This is a genomic window from Parasynechococcus sp. (genome assembly GCF_042954245.1).
Classification (GTDB): Bacteria; Cyanobacteriota; Cyanobacteriia; order PCC-6307; family Cyanobiaceae; genus Parasynechococcus.
In genome coordinates, this window is record NZ_JBGKDP010000263.1 from 1 (window position 1) to 3,970 (window position 3,970).

General features: G+C 61.0%; 4 protein-coding genes and 1 pseudogene. 2 read left to right on the forward strand and 3 right to left on the reverse strand.

Annotation, left to right across the window (positions count from 1 at the left end; genetic code table 11):
• On the forward strand, positions 1-972 hold a 972-nt coding region (locus ACGVJ8_RS12170), incomplete at its 5' end, for a sugar phosphate nucleotidyltransferase (protein WP_392348465.1).
• Here ACGVJ8_RS12170 and ACGVJ8_RS12175 read toward each other — a convergent pair.
• Positions 953-1,858, reverse strand: coding sequence for a methylenetetrahydrofolate reductase (locus ACGVJ8_RS12175; RefSeq protein WP_392348467.1), 906 nt, complete (start codon positions 1,856-1,858; stop codon positions 953-955). The two genes, ACGVJ8_RS12170 and ACGVJ8_RS12175, sit on opposite strands and share 20 nt — an antisense overlap.
• A gap of 67 nt (positions 1,859-1,925) precedes the next feature.
• Here ACGVJ8_RS12175 and ACGVJ8_RS12180 point away from each other — a divergent pair, with 67 nt between their 5' ends.
• Positions 1,926-2,204: a LuxR C-terminal-related transcriptional regulator gene (locus tag ACGVJ8_RS12180; protein ID WP_392348469.1), complete on the forward strand. Its 279-nt coding sequence runs from the start codon at positions 1,926-1,928 to the stop codon at positions 2,202-2,204.
• 207 nt (positions 2,205-2,411) lie between these two features.
• Here ACGVJ8_RS12180 and ACGVJ8_RS12185 read toward each other — a convergent pair whose 3' ends face one another.
• On the reverse strand, positions 2,412-2,918 hold the full coding sequence (locus tag ACGVJ8_RS12185) for a CYTH domain-containing protein (protein WP_392348471.1): 507 nt from the start codon (positions 2,916-2,918) through the stop codon (positions 2,412-2,414).
• A 3-nt stretch (positions 2,919-2,921) separates the two neighbouring features.
• Positions 2,922-3,803, reverse strand: a pseudogene (locus ACGVJ8_RS12190) (NAD(+) kinase); the annotation flags it as partial.
• Between the last annotated feature and the right edge of the window lie 167 nt (positions 3,804-3,970).

The window sequence follows — 3,970 nt, forward strand, 5'->3', positions numbered from 1 at the left end:
TTCGGGGTTGAAATTGCCTACAGCTTTGAAGGACGGATTGAAGACGGCGAACTGATCGGCAATGCCCTGGGGTCTGCTGGCGGGCTCAAAAAAATCCAAGATTTCCAGAACTTCTTCGACGACACTTTCGTGGTGCTCTGCGGCGATGCGCTGATCGACCTTGATCTCAGCGAAGCGGTACGGCTGCACCGGGACAAGGGTGCGATCGCCAGCCTCGTCACCAAACGGGTCCCCAAGGATCAGGTGAGCAGCTACGGCGTTGTGGTAACCGATGACCAGAACAGAATTTCAAGCTTCCACGAAAAGCCCAGCGTTGAGGAAGCCCTCAGCGACACAATCAACACCGGCATCTACATCTTTGAACCGGAGGTTTTTGAGCACATCCCCTCGGGTCAGTCCTTCGACATCGGCTCCGATCTGTTCCCGAAGCTGGCCGAGCTCGGGGCACCCTTCTATGCCATCCCGATGGATTTCGAATGGGTGGATATCGGCAAGGTTCCCGACTACTGGCAAGCCATCCGCAGCGTGTTGATGGGTGAGGTCCGTCAGGTGGGAATCCCCGGCAAGGAAGTGCGTCCTGGGGTTTACACTGGTCTGAATGTGGCCGCAAACTGGGACAAGATCAACGTCAGCGGCCCCGTCTACGTGGGCGGCATGACCAAGATCGAAGACGGCGCAACGATCGTTGGGCCCACCATGATCGGCCCCAGCTGCCACATCTGTGAGGGCGCCACGGTCGATAACTCAATCATTTTTGACTATTCGCGCATCGGCCCCGGCGTGCAGCTGCTGGAGAAGCTGGTGTTCGGCCGCTACTGCGTGGGTAAGGACGGTGATCACTTCGATCTGCAGGAGGCCTCCCTCGACTGGCTGATCACCGATGCTCGTCGTCAGGACCTGGTGGAGCCGTCCCCACAGCAGAAAGCCATGGCGGAGCTGCTCGGCACCGACCTCACCCAGGCAGCGAGCTGAGTCCGGCGCGATCCAGGATCAACGGGATGCGCTCCTCCGCCTTGATCGCCATCAGGTGCACGCCACGAACGATTCCGAGATAGCGCTTCACCTGTTCAGCGGAGATGGCCACACCCTCCATGGCGGGATTATCGGCACACTCCAGCCGATGGATCAACGCATCGGGGATGCAGGCTCCCGGTACAACGCGGTTGATGAACCGAGCATTCTTGGCTGACTTCAGCAGAAACACGCCAGCCAGCACAGGCAGACTCAGGGGGCCGGCCAGTTCGCGCTGGAAGCGCTCGAGCGCTTCAGGGTCCATCACCATCTGGGTTTGAACGAAACGGGCTCCCGCCGCTTGCTTGCGCTGCAAACGACGCTGGAGACCGCTCCAGCTCCTCGATTGTGGGTCGGCGGCACAACCGGCAAACAGCATGGTCGCCCCATCCGGCAGGGTGCCCTGCACGGGATCCACGCCCCGATTGAGGGCTTCCACCTGCTGCAAGAGCTTCACCGACTCGAACTCATTCACCGGCCGAGCATCCGCCTGATCGCCCGCCCGCACCGGATCGCCAGTGAGACACAACAGGTTGCGGATCCCCAACGCATGGGCCCCGAGCAGATCGGCCTGAAGGGCGATGCGATTGCGATCACGGCAGGCCATCTGCAACACCGGTTCCAGACCGACCTCAAGCAGCAACTTGCAGGAGGCCAGGCTGCTCATCCGCATCACGGCCCGACTTCCATCGGTCACATTCACCGCATGGACACGGCCTTGCAGCGATGCGGCCATGGCCAGCATGTGCGAGGGATCGGCTCCGCGAGGAGGCATCACCTCGGCCGTGAGCACCTGATCCCCGGCCTCAATTGCGCGCTGCAGCGCCGTCCTCAAATCTTGTTCCATTTCACCGGCCCACTATGCAGGATCAGACCGGTCGTCCGGACTAGCATGATCTCAATGGCGGTCACTCATGTCCTCCCTCGACGGTACCGATCCTCTGGAGATCTCCCTCTCTACCAGGGAGATCGAGATCATCGAGCTCGTGGCCAAAGGACTGACCAATCAGGAAATCGCCGACCGTCTCACCATCAGCAAACGAACGGTGGACAACCATGTGAGCAACGTGTTCACCAAGACCGGCTCGAAGAACCGGGTGGCGCTGCTCAATTGGGCCATGGACAACGGCAAGATCTGTCGGGACGGCTTCAACTGTTGCGTCCTTCCAGAACACGATCCCCCCTCAGCCTGATCGTGGAGCTGACAGGCTCCAGCAGGCTTTGCAGGGAGGTGGGGCCCACAGGATCTGAAACAGCGTGGCGTATTCAAGGCCGGCCTCCACGCTGGATCCCGCGAAGCGAAGCATTCCAGTTGTGTCGTACAGACCCACCACTGGAAGGAGCCACCAATCAGAACCCCTCAAAGCTAAAGGAAATCTGAAGACAAATCCAGTCCGGCCTTAGGGCCAGCCAAAACGGCGACGCTGCTCCTCGGGCCAGGACTGAACCGGATGCTGGGCCAGCACCGCATTGCTCCAGCGGGACTCCCTGGTGATCTCCTCGCCACACCAGGGCGGAATCCGCAGATTCTCCTGGGCCGATGCCAGCTCCACCTCCGCTAGCACCAAGGGGGCGTTCTCGCCCCGGAAACAATCCACCACCCAGTCACCACCAGGGCAATCCAAGGCGTAGCGGACTTTGTCCAGGCGGTGCGGCGCCAGATCCCAGAGGGCTTCGGCGTCCGCCACGGGAATCGGATATTCGAACTCGTGGCGCACCAGGCCAACGGCATCAGCCGCAGCCTTCAGGGTGAGCCAGGCCTGATCCGTGCCGCGCAGGCGCATCCGTACCGTCATACCGTCGGCACTAGCGGCCAGATATCCCTGACGCAGCGGCTGTGCGGGGCCTGCACTGCTGTGCCAGGCATCCGATCGCACCAGAAAGCGCCGTTCAATCTCAAGGGCCATGGATCAATTCTGCGAAGGCTGCGCCGCGTGCAGGCTTCCCGCCCAGTGCAGCTTGTGAGACAGGGTTCGGTAATACGACGGGCTTTGATTGAGCAACACCATCAGGGCATGGTGGCGCGCCTGCTGAACCACACAGCACTCCCCAGGTTCCAGCACTGTGCAGCTCACACCGTCCTTCCAGAGCTTGACGCGGTGATCCCCAGCACCCAGCGGCCAGATGGCCAACCTGGCCCGGGGCGGCACCACCAGCGTTCGGCTGGAGAGGCTCATCGGGCAGATCGGGGCAACGATGATGGCATCGATGCCGGGATGAAGAATGGGCCCCCCTGCCGCAAGGGCGTACCCGGTGGACCCCGTGGGGGTGGAGAGAATCAGGCCGTCACCACGCACCTGGTCGATGACTTCCCCATCGATCTCGAGCTCCAGGGTGCAGGTGGGCGAAATCTCATCGCGGTAGGCCCGCAGGTAAAAGTCGTTGAAGGCCCAGTGGTGCTCTTCATCGTCTTCCAGATCCGGCTGTTGCAGCAGACCGGGGGAGGCCGTACGATCCTCGGCAGGGCGGTAATCCACCATCGCCTGAAGCATCATGCGCCGTTCGATCGCGAACTGATCATCCTGAAGGCGTTGCCAGATCTGATCGCCGCGCAACACACGGCGGTCGTGGGTGAGAAAGCCCAGATGGCCTCCCACATTGATGCTGAGGATCGGGATGTCATGCACCGCAAGGTGGCGGCCAGCCCCCAGCACCGTGCCATCCCCCCCCAGCACCAGAGCCAGGTCGGGCAACGACTCCTCAACAGCCAGCAAACCGGGGAAGGGATTAACCCGGGGCCCCGACATCGCAGTGACCACATGGGAGCCGAGAGCTTTCAGCTCCTTGGCACATTCTTCCTTGAAGTCTTCCTCATCAGAGTATGCTTTCTGTATCTCATCAAGCTTTTCCTGTGACAATTCCAGCGGCTTTGGTTTTGCTTTGGTCGTAATTGCAGCCTTTGCCACTGCTGCAGCCTTCTTTGCATCTTGCTCTGCTTTCTCTTTCTCTGCTTTCTTTG